The sequence below is a fragment of the Mesorhizobium sp. C277A genome, assembly GCF_040324395.1.
GTDB lineage: Bacteria > Pseudomonadota > Alphaproteobacteria > Rhizobiales > Rhizobiaceae > Mesorhizobium.
Genome location: NZ_JAMYVW010000002.1, coordinates 5,605,516 through 5,619,510, shown reverse-complemented (window position 1 = coordinate 5,619,510; position 13,995 = coordinate 5,605,516). Strand labels below are relative to the sequence as shown.

The following is a 13,995-nucleotide window of genomic DNA, read 5'->3' as shown; positions in this document are numbered from 1 at the left end:
TGGTTTCAGCAAGACATGTCGTCATCGGTTCTGAACGTCGAGCAGCTCACCGTCGCCTATGATGAACGCCGGGGATCGCATCCGGCCGTCAACGGCGTGTCGCTCACCATCGGCGAAGGCGAAGCGCTCGGCCTTGTCGGCGAGTCCGGCTCGGGCAAAAGCTCGGTGGCACTCGCTATTCTGCGCTATCTGCCGAATAACGCCCGGATCGCCGCGTCGGCGCTCGAGTTCCAGGGCCGCGAGATCCGCAATCTCTCCGGCGAACAGCTGCGCCGGCTAAGGGGCGATCGCATCGCGGCCGTCTACCAGCATCCGGGTGCGGCGCTCAATCCGGCCATGACGATTGGCCGGCAGATCACCGAGACGATCATGCGGCATCGCCCGGTTCGGCAGGACGAAGCACGCACCCGCGCCGCCGAGCTGCTCGGCCGCGTCAGGGTGAGCAATCCGGAGCGGGTGCTCGATCTCTATCCGCACGAATTGTCGGGCGGCATGCAGCAGCGCGCCAACATCGCGATTGCCATTGCGCTCGACCCGTCGCTGCTGGTGCTGGATGAGCCGACGACGGCGCTTGACGCCAGCGTCCAGTCCGAGATCGTCGCCATCCTGCAGGACTTGCGCCGCGATCACCAAACCAGCGTTCTGCTGATCAGCCATGACATCAACATGGTCCGCCGGGCCTGCGATCGGGTGGCCGTGATGCAGTCGGGGACGGTGGTCGAAAGCGGCATCGCCAACGATGTCTTCGAGAACCCTGTTCACGCCTACACCAAGGCGCTGATCGCCTCGATCCCGGCGCTCAACTTCACCAAGCGCGACGGCAGGCTGGCCGAGATGCACACAACCGGCCCGTCGAAGCCTGTCCGCAGCGATCAACCGGAAGCCGCACGTCCGATCGCCGTCGCCTGCAAAGGCATCAGCCACGCCTTCGGCTCCCAGGCCGTCCTGCACGATATCGACCTGGAGATAGCCCAGGGCGAGACGTTCGGGCTGATCGGCGAATCCGGCTCCGGCAAGTCGACATTGGCAAGGATCGTGACTGGCCTCCAGACGCCGGACGCTGGGTCGGTCGAGCTGTTCGGCAGCACTGTCGCGCCGCGCGTCGAGAAAAGAAGCCTGAGCGAACGGCGCGACGTGCAGATGGTGTTCCAGTCACCCGACCGCACGCTCAATCCGCGCCAGCGGATCGGCAGGATCCTCGGCCGTCCGCTGCGGCGGCTCGCCGGCTTTAGCCGCAGCGAGGTGAAGCAGCGTGTCGGCGATCTCCTGGCCTCGGTTCGTCTTGCCGCTACGACCGTCGACCAGAAGCCGAGATCGCTGTCTGGTGGCCAGCGCCAACGGGCGGCGATTGCGCGCGCCTTTGCCGGCGTGCCGAAGCTCGTGGTGTTGGACGAGCCGACCTCTGCGCTCGACGTTTCCGTGCAGGCGACCGTGCTCAATTTGCTCAACGACCTGCAGCGCGACAAGGACACCACCTATCTGTTCATCAGCCACGACCTCAGGGTGGTGCGCTATATGGCCGACAGGATCGGCGTGCTCTATCGCGGCCGGCTGGTCGAGACGGGATCATCCGAGCAGATTTTCCGTGGCCCCAACCACCCCTACACGAAGCTGCTTCTGGCCGCGTCCTCGGATGAGACGGCGCCGAGGGCTCCGGCTCAGCTCCACGTCGCGGCACACGATGCCGAGACCTCCGGATGCTCCTATGCCGCCCGCTGTCCTGTCGCGCTGCCCGATTGCCGAAAGGCGCAACCACCCGTCAGGCAGGCCGGCGACGGTCATCTGATCGCCTGCTGGAGAGACGCAAGCAGTCTCTGATTGCGAAGCGGGCAACTGACAAGCCTTCTTTCGAGGAGATGTCCCCCGGCCGATGCGGCCGGAGGACAGGCTTGGGAGGCGCCTGACGTCGGCTGGAAATTTCCGGCGATGGTTTTGACCAGCGTCGATTTGCCGGCGCCATTGTCGCCCGTCAGGCCGAGAACCTGGCCCTCATTGATGTCGAGCGAGACATTGTCCAGCGCGCGAACGGCACCGAAATCCTTCACGATATGTTCGAGACGCGCTAGAACCGTCATCGCATCTTCCCATGCCAATTTGTAAGTTTCTGATACAAATCATCGTTTGAAACTTGGGTTCAATGGGCTTGGAGATGCTGAAGGTTTATTGCAATGCGCCCAACCTTGGGTCTTTCAAACCGCCTAGAAATTCTATTAGTATGTCGAGCAAACAAATTGTGGAGAACGACGTGCTGGTGTCGACCGATCTTCGGCCGAACGAAACGCGGGCACTTGCGGCGCTGTTTCGTGCCGGCGCGTCGAGCCGGGCAGCGCTCGCACGCGATCTCGGCCTGACCCGGTCGACCACCGGCGCCCTGGTGCTGGGGCTGACGGAAGCCGGTCTGGCGCGCGAGCGGTCGGATGGAGCGGATGACGAGCAGGATAGCGAGGGTCGGGTCGGCCGTCCCGGTATCCTGGTCGAGATCGACGGCAATGGCGGCTTCTTCCTTGGCGCTTATATCGGCGTCAACTGGATCGCAGTCGTGACTGTCGACCTTGCCGGCGCGCGGCGTGCGAGCGCCTCTAGGGCATTTGCCGGCCCCGGTAGCACGCCCGAAGCCGCGGTCGACATCATCGGGGAACTCGTCGCCGAGATCCGCTCACAATTGCCTGCGGGCACGCGCCCCTACGGGCTCAATGTCGCCGTGCCCGGCTTCCCCGCCGCCGACGGGATTTCATACCATGCCACCATCCTTGGCTGGCACGGGGTCAATCTGGCGGAGCTTTTGCGCACTGCCTTTGGCGCGGACTTTCCAATCCTCTTGGAAAACGATGCCAATGCCGTGGCGGTGGCCGAGACATACCGGGCGCAGCCGGGCAAGGACCATGAGGATGCTCTGGTCATCCTGATCGAGAACGGCGTTGGCGGCGGCATCATCAATGCCGGCAGGCTGCATCGCGGCCGGCTCGGCGGCGCCGGCGAAATCGGGCATCTGCGCATCGGCGACGAAGGTTTTGTCTTCGACGCGAAGCGCCCGGGCCGACTGGAATCCTATGTCGGCAAGGATGCTTTACTGGCTCGCTATTTGCACATAAGCGGACTGCGCGCCGGCGTGGATGAGTTTGTCGCAGCGCTGGCCGGCGGCGATCCGGCAGCCGTTGCCACCGCGCGCGACTGGGCGCTCTGGTTCGGCCGCGGCCTGGCGACACTTGCCTGCACCTTGCAGCCGGAGCGCATCATCCTCTCCGGCTCCGTCAATGCTGTCTATCCCTTTGTCGCCGAGCAGGTGGAAGCTTTTTTGCTGGAGTTCCTGGCTGAAGGTTACCCCGTTCCTACGGTCGAACTGTCGCGCGTCGGGGCCGACGGTCCGGCATTGGGCGCTGCCTGTCTGCTGCATCAGGCAGCTTTGTCGGGCGATCCGCAATTTCAACTTCGCGGCCTCGCCGCGCGCTAATCAGGAGAGATTCCATGCCTCGCAAAGACGAAAAGCGGCTGCGTGTCGGCGTGCTCGGCTGCGGTCCGATTGCCCAGGCGGCGCATTTCGAATCCTGCACCAAGGCACGCAATACCGATCTCTATGCCATCTGCGATGTCGCCGACGATCTGCGCGACAGGATGGCGGCGACCTACGCGCCTGAAAAATCCTATGCCGACTACGGCCTGATGCTGGCCGATCCCGATCTCGATGCCGTCATCATCGCGACATCGGACATTTTTCACGTCAAGGCCGCGGAACTGGCGCTCGATGCCGGCAAGCATGTGCTTTGCGAAAAGCCGCTGGGCGTTTCGGTCGAGGAGGTCGAAGGCTTGCGGGCCACGCTCGACAAGAGCGGCAAGGTGCTTCAGGTCGGCCATATGAAGCGCTTCGATCCCGGCATCCAGGCGGCCAAGGCTTTCGTCGACGACGAAATGGGCGAGCGGCTGGCGTTCAAGGGCTGGTACTGCGACAGCACCCACCGCTACCCGATGACCGATGCGGTGCAACCGCTGATCATCACCAGCGCCAAGGCGCGCAAGCCTGCCGTCAATCCCAAGGCGGATCTGCGCCAATACTACATGCTGGCGCATGGCAGCCATCTCCTCGATACGGCGCGCCATCTGCACAGGCCGATCGAGGCGGTCGAGGCCCGGCTCACCGAGCGCTATGGCGCCTATTGCTGGTTCATCACCACCATCTTCGCCGACGGCACGATCGGCCATCTCGACCTGACGGTCGCCGTGCGCATGGACTGGCACGAAGGGTTCCAGATCTATGGCCAGAACGGCAGCGTTCTCGCGAAGACGTATAACCCCTGGTACTACAAGAGCAGCGAGGTCGACATTTTCCGCGAGGCCGATGGCAGTTGGCATCGGACGCTTGGCGCGGATGGCCACTTCTATCGCCGCCAGCTCGAAGGCTTTGCCTATGTCGTGCTGAATGGCGCGCCCATGATCGGCGCCAGCATCGAGGACGGCATCGCCTCGGTCAGGGGCATGGCGGCCATAGCCCGCTCGGCCGCTGCCGGCGGCCGCGCCGTCCGTCTGGCCGATGTCGACGGGGTCGTGTGATGCAGCTTGGGATTTTCGCCAAGACCTTCGCCGCCACCGGCGCCTTGCCGGTTCTGCGCGCGGTCGCGGACGCCGGCTACACGGCGGCGCAGTTCAACATGGCGTGCCTAGGACTGCCGTCGATGCCGGACAGCATCGAGCCGGATGCGGCCCGGTCCGTCGCTGAGGCGAGCGGCGAGGCCGGCGTTTCGATCGCAGCAGTTTCGGGAACCTACAACATGATCCACCCGGATCGCTCGGTTCGCATCCAGGGACTCGCCCGGCTTGAGGTACTGGCCGAGTCATGCGCCGATATGGGCACCCGTCTGATTACGCTGTGCACCGGCACAAGGGATGCGCAGGATCCTTGGCGCTGGCATCCCGACAATGCAAGCGAGGCGGCATGGAGCGATCTGCGGACGGAGATGGAAGCGGCGATCGCGATTGCCGAGCGCTTCGACATCGAGCTTGGCATCGAACCGGAACTGGCCAATGTCCTCTCCAGCGCCCGGGCCGCACGCCGCCTGCTGGACGAAATGAACAGCAAGCGCCTGCGCATCGTGCTCGATCCGGCCAATCTGTTCGAAGTGGCAGACAGCGCAGAGCGTCATCGCCTCATCGACGAAGCCATCGATCTGCTGGCCGCCGAGATCGGCATGGCCCATGCCAAGGACCGCCATGCCGATGGCAGTTTTGCCGCAGCCGGACATGGCGTTGTCGACTTCCCGCATTTCATCGGCCGTCTGAAAGCCGCTGGCTTCGACGGACCCCTGATCACGCATGGCCTGACAGAGGCCGAGGCGCCCGGCGTGGGCGCCTTTCTGCGCACCGTGCTGGAAGCGAGCGAGCGCGCGTGAAAGAGACCTTCAGCCGCGATGGCGTCGATCTTGCCTACCGGGACGTCGGCGCCGGGCTTCCCGTCATCTTTCAGCACGGCCTAGGCGGCGACGACGCGCAGGTTGCCGACGTGTTTCCCGATCTGCCGGTGACCCGGCGGGTGACGCTCGAATGCCGGGGCCAGGGCGGATCCAGCTACGGGCCGGTCGAGCGGCTTTCGGTTGCGACTTTTGCTGAAGATGTCGAAGCGCTCGCCGACGATCTCGGCATCGGTCCGGCCGTCGTCGGCGGCATTTCGATGGGTGCGGCGCTGGCACTGCGCCTGGCGGTGCATAAGCCGGCCCGCGTGCGCGCGCTGGTGCTCGCGCGGCCCGCCTGGGTAGCCCAGGCGGCTCCGGAAAATATGAAGCCCTATGCCGTCGTCGGCGATCTCTTGATGCGCCATTCGCCTGAAGACGCCAGGCGTCTGTTCGATGACAGCGCTGTTGCCGGCGAACTGGCCAGATTGGCGCCAGACAATCTCAGCAGTCTGCAGGGCTTCTTCAGTCGCCCGGACCCGGTTCTGTTCGGCAGGCTGCTTTTGGCGATCGCCGGCGACGGTCCCGGCGTGAGCGAGGCGGACATCCGCGCTATCGCGGTTCCGACCCTTGTCATCGGCCATGACCATGACCTCGTCCATCGACTGGACGACGCACAGACGCTGGCCGGGCTCATCCCGTCGGCCCGGCTTTGCACCATCACAGCCAAATCGCAGGATCGCGCCGCCTACCGGCGGGAATTCCGCGCCTGTCTTTCGGAGTTCCTGGAAGCGCTGGCATGACGCATCAAACGATGGACGACACGATCGCCGTGGTCGAGATCGGCGGCACGTCGGTCAAGGTTGGCTTTGCCGACCACGGCATCCCGGTGGATTTTGCCCGCACCTACCCGACCGCGCAACTGCGCCAGGGCGCGCCTGTGGCGGGGTTGGCCGATGCGGTCACCGCAGCCTGCCGCGATGCCGGGCTCAAACCTGCACGGGTCGTTGCGACGGTGCCTGGGTTCATCGACCGCGACTTCGACACGGTGCTGCACACGGCCAACATTCCCGAGCTGAACGGCATCCGGCTGGGTACGGAACTGGCATCGCGGCTCCGCGTTCCCGTGCGGCTCGAACGCGACGTCGTGCTGCAATTGCTGGGTGAAAGCGTCGCCGGCGCAGTGAAGCGGCAAAAGGAGGTGCTGGCGGTCTATCCCGGCACCGGCATCGGTGCGGCCTATCTCGGCAAGCACGGCATTTTCAGGGGCGGCGGCTGGGCGCTGGAAATCGGCCATATGCCGATCTACCGGCCTGACGAAAGCGGTCCGCCAAACCGGGTCGAGACCTATGCCTCAGGGGCAACGCTCGTCGACCTCGCGACAGACTACGATATCCCGGTGGCCGATCTGTTTTCGGCGGCCGGGCAGCCGCCATCGCTGCGCGAATGGCTCGACGAAATCGTCTGGCAGCAGGCGGTGGCCGTCGCAACGGCAGCCGCCCTGTTTTCCCCTCAGACAATCCTGATCGGCGGCGGTATCGTCGACATGAAGTCCTATCCCCGCCAGACGCTCAAGCAGCGCATCGCGGACAGCCTACCGCATTCGCTTGTTGTAGAGCCTCTGGACATACGCTGGGCGGCCCTGGGCTGGCAGGCGGCGATCCATGGCGCGGTGCTGCTCGGCGCGGTGTGATCGCCGTGGTTGCTGTCGGCGAAGGATTACTTGATCGTCTTGCCGTCCGCCCCAAACCGGTATGTCTTACCCGGCTCGGGCGTTGCATACAGCGTCGCACCGGGCTCGGCGTCGTAGACACCGAAAATGCGCACCGTGATCAGCCCGGCCTTTTCGCAGTCGAGATAGAGGTTGGTGTCGGCGCCGAGATGTTCGGCGTGCACCACCGTTCCCTTCCAGGCACCGGACCTTGGATCCACGGTCAGATGCTCCGGCCGCACGCCGATCGTCTTGGCCGTCTCGCCCAATCTGGCGCCGTCGATGAAATTCATCTTCGGCGAGCCGATAAAGCCGGCGACGAACTCGTTTGCCGGCGAATTGTAAAGCTCCATCGGGCCGCCGATCTGCTCGATCTGGCCAGCGTTGAGCACGACGATCTTGTCGGCCAGCGTCATCGCCTCGACCTGATCATGGGTGACGTAGATCATCGTTGCCTTCAGCCGGCGATGCAGCTGCGCGATCTCCAGTCGCGTGTTGACGCGAAGCGCTGCATCGAGGTTCGACAAGGGCTCGTCGAAGAGAAACAGTTTTGGCTCACGCACCACGGCGCGGCCGATGGCGACGCGCTGGCGCTGGCCGCCCGACAGTTCCGCCGGCCGCCGCTCGAGATACGGTTCCAGCGACAGCATCGACGAGGCGACGCCGATGCGGCGTTCGATCTCCGGGGCGGGCGTGCCGGCCTGCTTGAGGCCGAGGCCCATATTGTTCTTCACCGTCAGATGCGGGTAGAGCGCATACGTCTGGAACACCATGGCGATGCCGCGTTTTGCCGGGGGCGTGGCCGAGACATCGGCGCCGTCGATCACCAGTCTGCCGGAGGTCGAATCCTCCAGCCCGGCGATGACCCTGAGCAAGGTTGACTTGCCGCAGCCAGATGGGCCGACGAAGACGACGAATTCGCCGTCGGTCACTTCGAGGTTGATGCCTTTCAGCACCTCGACCGGCCCGAAGGCCTTCTTCACATTCTCGATTACCAGCGAGCCCACGGCTTCGTCCTTGTTCTAGAGTTTGCCCTACTAGAGCTTAACTGGGGCGCCGCTGCGCACGCTCTCATCGGCGGCAAGGCAGACGGCGAGCGATTTCACCGCGTCGTCCATGTGGCGGGTCAGGTCAATGTCTTCCCGGATCGCCTTCAGCACGAAGGCCTGTTCGAGATCGCAGAGGTCCTGGTGGCCGGGTTCGCCGTCCATCGACAGCATCTCGTCCGGCCTGGCGAACTTGCCGTCCGCGCCGGTCGCCGCACTGTGCAGGCGGATGGTCGAGGTCTTGGTGTGGGTGTCGATGTCGTCCGACTTCACACCTTCCTTCATGACGATCGACACGCAGCCATTGGGCGACATCACGTCCTTCACGAAGAACGCCGTTTCCGAAATCATCGGTCCCCAAGCCGCCTCGTACCAGCCGACCGAGCCGTCGTCGAACAGCACCTGGAGATGGCCGTAATTGTACATTGTCGGCGCGATCTCCTCGGTCAGCCGCAGCCCCATGCCGCGCACCTCGACCGGCCTGGCGTCGGTGATCTGCAGCATCACGTCGAGATAGTGCACGCCGCAATCGACGATCGGCGACGTCGTCTGCATCAACTGCTTGTGCGTCTGCCAGGTCGGGCCTGACGATTGCTGGTTGAGGTTCATGCGAAACACGTAAGGGCCGCCGAGCTTGCGCGCCTCGGCGATCAGCCTGACCCAGGACGGGTGGTGGCGCAGGATGTAGCCGATCACCAATTTTCGGCCATTGGCCTTGGCCGCGGCGACGACGCGCTTGGCGTCCGCCACCGTCGTTGCGAGCGGCTTCTCGACGAAGACGTGGCAGCCGGCCTCGAATGCCTTCACCGCATAGTCGGCATGGCTGTCGGAATAGGTGGCGATGCAGGCGACATCCGGCTTTTCATCGCGCAACGCGTCGTCGAAGGAGCGCCTGATGCCATAGCCCGACAGCCCGTCCGGTAACGGCACGTCGGAGCGGTTGATCAGGGCCGCGATCTCGAAGCCCGGATTAGTGTGGTAGGCCAGCGCATGGCTACGCCCCATGTTACCGAGGCCTGCGACGACGACGCGAAGGGGCGATTTAGAGGTCACCTAACTACTCCAGATGTTCCAGTTGTTCCTTCTGAGAGGGTGTCACCCCACCCGGCGCTTCGCGCCGACCTCCCCATCGAGGGGAGGTAGGACGTTGGCGCGAACACCCTCACTGCCAAAGAAGCTTCTCCGAAAGTCGCCCTTTGGCGGTCGTGAATGAAGCCACGACCTTTTACCTCCCCTTGATGGGGAGGTCGGCGCGCAGCGCCGGGTGGGGTGAAGGCTCCAGCAGAGATTTGTAGGGCTCCGCTCACTTGACGGCTCCGGATGTGATGCCGCGGATCAGCTGCCGCGAGAAGATGACGTAGAGGGTCAGCACCGGCATGATCGCCAGCGAGAGTGCGGCCAGGATGGCGTTCCAGTTGGTGACGAACTGGCCGAGGAACAACTGCGCGCCGAGCGTCACCGTCTTGGTCTCTTCCGACGGCGCCAGGATCAGCGGGAACCACAGATCGTTCCAGATCGGGATCATGGTGAAGACGGCGACCGTCGCCATCGACGGCCGCACCAGCGGCAGCACCAGCCGGAAGAAGATCGTGTATTCCGACAGGCCGTCGATGCGGCCGGCATTCTTCAGATCGTCGGACACCTGCTTCATGAATTCCGACAGGATGAAGACGGCCAGCGGCAGCCCCTGCGCGGTGTAGACCAGGATCAGCGCCGTCAGCGTGTTGACCAGCCCGCTCGCCACCATCAATTGCAGGATGGCGACGGTGCCGAGCCGGATCGGGATCATGATGCCGAGCGCGAGGTAAAGCCCCATCAGCGTGTTGCCGCGGAAGCGGTATTCCGAGAGCGCGAACGCCGCCATCGCGCCGAACAGAAGCACGAAGAACAGCGAGGCGACGGTGACGACCAGGCTGTTCTGGAAATAATGGATGAAGTCGCCCTGGCCGATCACCGTGGTGTAGCCGATCAGGTCGAAGGTTTTTGGCGTCGGCGGCGTCAGCGGCTCGCTGAAGATGCCGGCGCGCGATTTGAACGAGTTCATGATGACCAGGATCACCGGAAACAGCGCGATCGCCGTGTAGGTCAACAGGATCGCGTGGGCGCCGATGGTGCGGGGCAGCGAACGGGTGGCGGTGCTCATTGGAAGGTCTCCTGACGAGCGATGACTGTTGAGGTCGGCACCAAGGCACCCCCCTCTGTCCTGCCGGACATCTCCCCCGCAAGGGGGGAGATCAGATGCCGCGACTGCTTTCGCCAATCGCCAACGTTGCAAGACGAGCGGCAAGGCCAGAGCTGCCAATCTCCCCCCTTGCGGGGGAGATGGCCGGCAGGCCAGAGGGGGGTGTTCAAGCTCGACATCTCGCCCCTCAGAACTGGTAGCGACGCAGGCGCGTCTGGACGAGGAACAGGTAGACGCAGACGCCGCCGAGGATGATCAGGAACATCATCGTGGCGATCGCCGCGCCCATATTGGGATCGCCGGTCTGCAACTGAAAGCCGAAGAAGGCGCGGTAGAGGAAAGTGCCCAGAATATCGGTCGAATAGTTCGGGCCGGCGAGCGCCCCTTGCGCGGTGTAGATCAGGTCGAAGGCGTTGAAATTGCCGACGAAGGTCAGGATCGAGATGATGCCGATCGACGGCAGGATCAGCGGCAGCTTGATCTTCCAGTACTGCGACATGCCGGTGATGCCGTCACATTCGGCCGCCTCGATCACCTCTTCGGGGATCGACAAAAGGGCTGCATAGATCAGCATCATCGGGATGCCGACGAACTGCCACACCGAGATCAGGCTGAGCGCGGTCAGGGCATATTGTTCTTTGCCGAGCCACGGCGTGAACAGGCTTTTCAGGCCGACCAGATCCATCAGATGCGGCGCCACGCCCCACAACGGCGACAGGATCAGTTTCCAGGCGAAACCGACGATGACGAAGGACAGGATGGTCGGCACGAAGATCGCGGTGCGGTAGAAGGCGGCGAATCTCAGCCTCGGGCTGGACAGCAATGCCGCCAGCATGACACCGATCGGGTTCTGCACCACCATGTGGATGATGAAGAACCAGGTATTGTTCCGCAGCGCGTTCCAGAAGCCGACCGACCAGTTGGGGTCGCCGAACAACGTACGGAAGTTGGTGAAGCCAACGAACACCTGATGCTGCTCGACGTTGCGGAACAGCGACAGCTGCAAGGTGCCGGCGAGCGGCAGGATCATGATCGCCGTATAGACCAGCAGCGCCGGCGCCAGGAAGACGCCGATATGCCAGCGGAACGGTCGTTTCGGTCGTGTTTGTGCGGCCATGAGTGCGGTCCCCGCCGATCAGGTTTAGCAATGCCTTCGACGGCAGCGCTGCCCCTCACCCTCACGCTCTCCCCGTGAAGGACGGGGAGAGGGGGCGCCTGCGTTTCGGCTGATCCTTCTCCCCGTCACTATACGGGGAGAAGGTGCCGGCAGGCGGATGAGGGGCGGCGCCGTCGTTCGCAGTCGATGATGCTGTCGAAAAACGCAGGGCCGTCCACTTGGGGCCCTGTCTGTTGTCTGAGCTCTTACTTGCCCGGCTTGTACCAGCTGTCGAGGCCGTCCTGCAGCTTCTTGGCGGCAGCTTCCGGCGTGTCGGTGCCATTGATGACGTTGGCCGATTCAACCCAGGTTTCGTTCTCGAGGTTCGGCGTGCCGCGCGACAGGATCTGGTAGGTCGAGCGGATCGTCGACTTGCACTTGTCGCGCCAGGAGACGAATTCCTGCGCCAGCGGGTCTTCCATCTTCACCGGGGTGGAATTCAGGCTGAAGAAGCCCGGCAGTGCGTTGGCGTAGATGGTGGCGAAGTCCGGCGAGGCGACCCAGGACAGGAAGGTCTTGGCCGCGTCGGCATTCTTCGACGCCGCATTCAGGCCCATGCCGATATCGGTATGGTCGGAGATGTAGCAGGTGTCGCCGGCCTTCTCGACCGGCGGCGGGAAGGCGCCCATCTTGAACTGCGCCTGGGTGTTGAACAGGCCGATCTCCCACGATCCCGCCGGGTAGATGGCGGCGCGGCCAAGCGTGAACAGGTTCTGGCTGTCCGGATAGGTCTGGGCCTCGAAGCCGTCGCCGAGATAAGGCTTCCACTTGGCCAGTTCCTCATAGGGAGCAACCCAGTCCTTGTCGGTCAGCTTCTGGTCGCCCTTGATCAGCGCTGCGCGGCCCTCTTCGCCCTTCCAGTAGTTCGGACCGATGTTCTGATAGCCCATGGTCGCGGCTTCCCAGAGGTCCTTGGTGCCCATGGCCATCGGGATGTAGGTGCCGTCGGCCTTGATCTTGTCGAGCGCGGCGAAGAACTCGTCACGCGTCGTCGGCACCTTGAGGCCGAGCTTGTCGAAGGCGTCCTTGTTGTAGATGAAGCCGTGAATGACCGAGGCCATCGGCACGCAGAAGCTCGCCTTGCCGTCGTCGGTCTGCCAGGCGGCCTTGGCAACGGGCGAAAAGTTTTCCATGCCGGGCAGCGCCGACAGGTCGGCAAGGTTGCCCTTCTTGAACAGTTCGAGCGACTTGTCGAACGGGCGGCAGGTGATCAGGTCGCCAGCCGAGCCGGCGGCGAGCTTGGCGCCGAGTGCGGCGTCATACTCGGTCGGCGCCGACGGTGCGAACACCACTTTGATGCCCGGGTTCTTGGCCTCAAAAGCCGGGATCAGCTTGTCCTTCCAGATGGCAAGGTCGTCGCCGCGCCAGCTTTCGATATTGAGCGTTACGTCATCGGCGTGAGCCAACCCGGCGGTGCCGAGAATGCTGGTGCCGAGAAGCAGTGCCGTCAGTAATTTCGTTGTCATGCTAGTCTCCCTGTTGACCTTTTTCAGGTTCGGTTTTGAGAACAGGGGCCTTCGCGCCCTTGTTCCCCTCGATCGCGGAAAGGGCTGGCCGCAGCTTCTGGCCGGTCCCTTCCAGTATCTTCTCGGCCGCAACGGAGTTGGCAGCGCCGGCGGCGAGCAGAATGGCTGTCTTGACGACGCCGCCGCTCGCTTCGAGCAGCCGCACGGCGTCTTGCCGGTCGCGGCCGCTGATAGCGGCGACGATGCGAGCCGCGCGGTCGCGCAGCTTGATGTTGTCGGCGGTGAGATTGACCATGTAGCCGTCATGGACATGGCCGAGATGAATGGCGGTAAGCGTCGACAGCATGTTGAGCGCGATCTTCTGGGCAGTGCCGGCGCCCATGCGCGTCGAGCCGGCAATCACCTCCGGTGGCGTCTCGAGCAGGATGGCGACGTCGGCCAGCCTGAGCAGGGGCGTGTCCTTGTTGTTGGCAATGGCGATGGTTGCCGCGCCCCGGCTGCGCGCATCCTTCAGCGCCTGCACCGCATAGGGCGTCGAGCCGCTGGCCGAAATCGCGATCAGGCAGTCGCCCTTGCCGATGCCGGCGCCGGCAATTGCCGTCGAGGCTTCGTCGGTGTCGTCTTCCGGTCCGCCGGCCAGGGTCTTGAAAGCGTCGTCGCCACCGGCGATGAGGATGGCGATGCGTTCGCGCTTGATGCCGAAGGTGCCGGGCAACTCCAGCGCGTCGGCCAGCGCCATCAGGCCGGAGCTGCCGGCCGCAGCATAGGCGAGCTTGCCGCCGCCGTTCAGCCGCCCGGCGATGATTTCGGCTGCGGCGGCGATGGCGGGAATGGCGTCGCGCACAGCCTTGGCGGCCTCGATCTGCGCATTGACCAAAGAAGAAAGGATGGCGTCCGGGGCCTGGATGTCCAGTCCCTCGGCATTGCTGTGAAGCGCTTCGGTGCGCGGTTCGGCCATCCCTGTCCCTCCGATGGACGAACAATACCAAAAAAATACCACTTGTCCACACGCATTAACGAAATTGCGAACTGGAAAGCGTTGAGCCGGCGAAATTC

General features: G+C 64.0%; 12 protein-coding genes and 1 pseudogene. 6 read left to right on the top strand and 7 right to left on the bottom strand.

Annotated features, from left to right (window positions below; genetic code table 11):
• The first annotated feature begins 15 nt into the window (after positions 1 to 15).
• Positions 16 to 1,818 (top strand): dipeptide ABC transporter ATP-binding protein, encoded by a 1,803-nt coding sequence (locus NKK52_RS27715; RefSeq protein ID WP_023684252.1) that lies wholly within the window; start codon positions 16 to 18, stop codon positions 1,816 to 1,818.
• A 77-nt stretch (positions 1,819 to 1,895) separates the two neighbouring features.
• Here NKK52_RS27715 and NKK52_RS27710 read toward each other — a convergent pair.
• Positions 1,896 to 2,075, bottom strand: a pseudogene (locus NKK52_RS27710) (ATP-binding cassette domain-containing protein); the annotation flags it as partial.
• A gap of 140 nt (positions 2,076 to 2,215) precedes the next feature.
• On the opposite strand from NKK52_RS27710, the gene NKK52_RS27705 reads away from it, so the two are divergent.
• Genes NKK52_RS27705 through NKK52_RS27685 form a run of 5 tightly spaced genes read left to right on the top strand, consistent with a single transcriptional unit; the run spans position 2,216 to position 7,071 of the window.
• Entirely contained in the window at positions 2,216 to 3,451 is a 1,236-nt protein-coding gene (locus NKK52_RS27705; RefSeq protein ID WP_023668835.1) for an ROK family transcriptional regulator, read from the top strand.
• A gap of 14 nt (positions 3,452 to 3,465) precedes the next feature.
• Entirely contained in the window at positions 3,466 to 4,545 is a 1,080-nt protein-coding gene (locus NKK52_RS27700) for a Gfo/Idh/MocA family protein (protein WP_023684254.1), read from the top strand.
• Positions 4,545 to 5,381, top strand: a complete 837-nt coding sequence (locus tag NKK52_RS27695; RefSeq protein WP_023684255.1) for a sugar phosphate isomerase/epimerase family protein — start codon at positions 4,545 to 4,547, stop codon at positions 5,379 to 5,381. Before NKK52_RS27700 ends, NKK52_RS27695 begins: the two co-directional genes overlap by 1 nt.
• Entirely contained in the window at positions 5,378 to 6,181 is an 804-nt protein-coding gene (locus tag NKK52_RS27690) for an alpha/beta fold hydrolase (protein WP_023684256.1), read from the top strand. The genes NKK52_RS27695 and NKK52_RS27690 overlap by 4 nt, the downstream gene beginning before the upstream one ends.
• Positions 6,178 to 7,071 carry an ROK family protein gene (locus NKK52_RS27685; protein ID WP_023684257.1) on the top strand — a complete coding sequence of 298 codons (894 nt, stop codon included), beginning with the start codon at positions 6,178 to 6,180 and terminating at the stop codon, positions 7,069 to 7,071. Before NKK52_RS27690 ends, NKK52_RS27685 begins: the two co-directional genes overlap by 4 nt.
• Positions 7,072 to 7,097: 26 nt before the next feature.
• Here the strand turns inward: NKK52_RS27685 and NKK52_RS27680 are convergent, their stop codons facing one another.
• From NKK52_RS27680 to NKK52_RS27655, 6 genes are all read right to left on the bottom strand, one after another.
• Positions 7,098 to 8,096 carry an ABC transporter ATP-binding protein gene (locus tag NKK52_RS27680; protein ID WP_023684258.1) on the bottom strand — a complete coding sequence of 333 codons (999 nt, stop codon included), beginning with the start codon at positions 8,094 to 8,096 and terminating at the stop codon, positions 7,098 to 7,100.
• Positions 8,097 to 8,126: 30 nt separating this feature from the next.
• On the bottom strand, positions 8,127 to 9,188 hold the full coding sequence (locus NKK52_RS27675; RefSeq protein ID WP_023684259.1) for a Gfo/Idh/MocA family protein: 1,062 nt from the start codon (positions 9,186 to 9,188) through the stop codon (positions 8,127 to 8,129).
• 250 nt (positions 9,189 to 9,438) lie between these two features.
• Entirely contained in the window at positions 9,439 to 10,278 is an 840-nt protein-coding gene (locus NKK52_RS27670; RefSeq protein ID WP_023668842.1) for a carbohydrate ABC transporter permease, read from the bottom strand.
• 226 nt (positions 10,279 to 10,504) lie between these two features.
• Positions 10,505 to 11,434 carry a carbohydrate ABC transporter permease gene (locus NKK52_RS27665; RefSeq protein WP_023684260.1) on the bottom strand — a complete coding sequence of 310 codons (930 nt, stop codon included), beginning with the start codon at positions 11,432 to 11,434 and terminating at the stop codon, positions 10,505 to 10,507.
• 245 nt (positions 11,435 to 11,679) lie between these two features.
• Complete coding sequence (locus NKK52_RS27660) at positions 11,680 to 12,939, bottom strand: ABC transporter substrate-binding protein (RefSeq protein ID WP_023668844.1); 1,260 nt, start codon at positions 12,937 to 12,939, stop codon at positions 11,680 to 11,682.
• A gap of 1 nt (position 12,940) precedes the next feature.
• Positions 12,941 to 13,897 carry an N-acetylmuramic acid 6-phosphate etherase gene (locus tag NKK52_RS27655; RefSeq protein WP_023684261.1) on the bottom strand — a complete coding sequence of 319 codons (957 nt, stop codon included), beginning with the start codon at positions 13,895 to 13,897 and terminating at the stop codon, positions 12,941 to 12,943.
• Between the last annotated feature and the right edge of the window lie 98 nt (positions 13,898 to 13,995).

Bases quoted from the DNA above. Each gene is read 5' to 3' on its own strand.
- NKK52_RS27715 (WP_023684252.1), top strand. From the start codon at position 16: ATGTCGTCATCGGTTCTGAACGTCGAGCAGCTCACCGTCGCCTATGAT.
- NKK52_RS27705 (WP_023668835.1), top strand. From the start codon at position 2,216: ATGTCGAGCAAACAAATTGTGGAGAACGACGTGCTGGTGTCGACCGAT.
- NKK52_RS27700 (WP_023684254.1), top strand. From the start codon at position 3,466: ATGCCTCGCAAAGACGAAAAGCGGCTGCGTGTCGGCGTGCTCGGCTGC.
- NKK52_RS27695 (WP_023684255.1), top strand. From the start codon at position 4,545: ATGCAGCTTGGGATTTTCGCCAAGACCTTCGCCGCCACCGGCGCCTTG.
- NKK52_RS27685 (WP_023684257.1), top strand. From the start codon at position 6,178: ATGACGCATCAAACGATGGACGACACGATCGCCGTGGTCGAGATCGGC.
- NKK52_RS27670 (WP_023668842.1), bottom strand. From the start codon at position 10,278: ATGAGCACCGCCACCCGTTCGCTGCCCCGCACCATCGGCGCCCACGCG.
- NKK52_RS27665 (WP_023684260.1), bottom strand. From the start codon at position 11,434: ATGGCCGCACAAACACGACCGAAACGACCGTTCCGCTGGCATATCGGC.
- NKK52_RS27660 (WP_023668844.1), bottom strand. From the start codon at position 12,939: ATGACAACGAAATTACTGACGGCACTGCTTCTCGGCACCAGCATTCTC.
- NKK52_RS27655 (WP_023684261.1), bottom strand. From the start codon at position 13,897: ATGGCCGAACCGCGCACCGAAGCGCTTCACAGCAATGCCGAGGGACTG.